This is a genomic window from Saccharicrinis fermentans DSM 9555 = JCM 21142 (genome assembly GCF_000517085.1).
Lineage (GTDB): Bacteria > Bacteroidota > Bacteroidia > Bacteroidales > Marinilabiliaceae > Saccharicrinis > Saccharicrinis fermentans.
The window spans coordinates 2413649-2414602 of the sequence record NZ_KI912107.1 but is presented as its reverse complement, the minus strand read 5'-3'; the positions used below and the strand labels follow the sequence as shown (position 1 = coordinate 2414602).

At 40.8% G+C, this 954-nt stretch carries 1 protein-coding gene; it reads right to left on the bottom strand.

Going from position 1 to position 954, the window contains the following annotated elements:
* Positions 1-954 (bottom strand): phage head morphogenesis protein (locus CYTFE_RS32160; protein WP_044262715.1); only part of this gene is annotated, 954 nt, incomplete at both ends.

Sequence of the window (954 nt, the reverse complement as noted above, 5' to 3'; positions counted from 1 at the left end):
TATAAACCAGCTCTCTAATGTCGTTATCATCCTTATCCAGTACAGGCAATAGCTTAACATCGTAACCGTTATCAGCTAAAAACTTAGCGGTTTTAATATTGCCCGGCGTTTCGTTTATGCCGTGATAAATATGTAAGTCAACCGTATTACCCGACTCGCTTGTGTAAACATTATTGTAAGCCACATCATCGGGTAAACTGGCAACGGCACGTTTCATTACATCATCCGTCACACCGTCATAGTATGGATGGTTTTTAGGAAATATCATTCCTGTTTTAGCCAAATTAGTGGCAAACATACTATCAATAGGAACTTTTGGTAAAGCTTCGGTTTCAGTTGCATAACTGGCCGACAGTTGAACTACATCGCAACGGCATTCCCAACCGTTAGGCGGGAAATACTTGTTCCAAAAGCTATCGGTTATTTTGCGAACGATACCATTTAATAACTGGTGTTCGTGCCTTACATTGTTATCGCCTACCGTTTGGTATTTTAAATAAGGCTGATCGGCTGCGTTTTCTTCAAACTCGCTCCACCGGCTGGCCATGGTTGCTGAACCTACGGCATGGTCGTACTCAGTTTTTAACCAGGTACTATTATATTTTGTATGTGTCTTTGTGGCCTCTTCTTTAAAGTCGGAAAAGCTGCGCAGCTTGCCATCATCATCCAGCAAAGCGAGTGTCATATCTTGCATTTGCTGATAGTTTTTAGCGGCTGAAAATTGCCAAACATCACGTGTTAAACGCTGCAACATATTGGCATCAGGCGTATTCCAGTCAACTTGTGCAAAGCTTGTGCCTGAGCTTTCGGTTGTAGCCTGTTGTAACGTACTACCTACTATTTTTAATAGTTTTTGATAAATGTCTCCGGCCTTAATTTTGTTATTGAAAACATCTTTTAAAAGCGTATTTAAAAGGCTTTTAATTTTACTTTCAACACCTTCTGGCAGGCTGT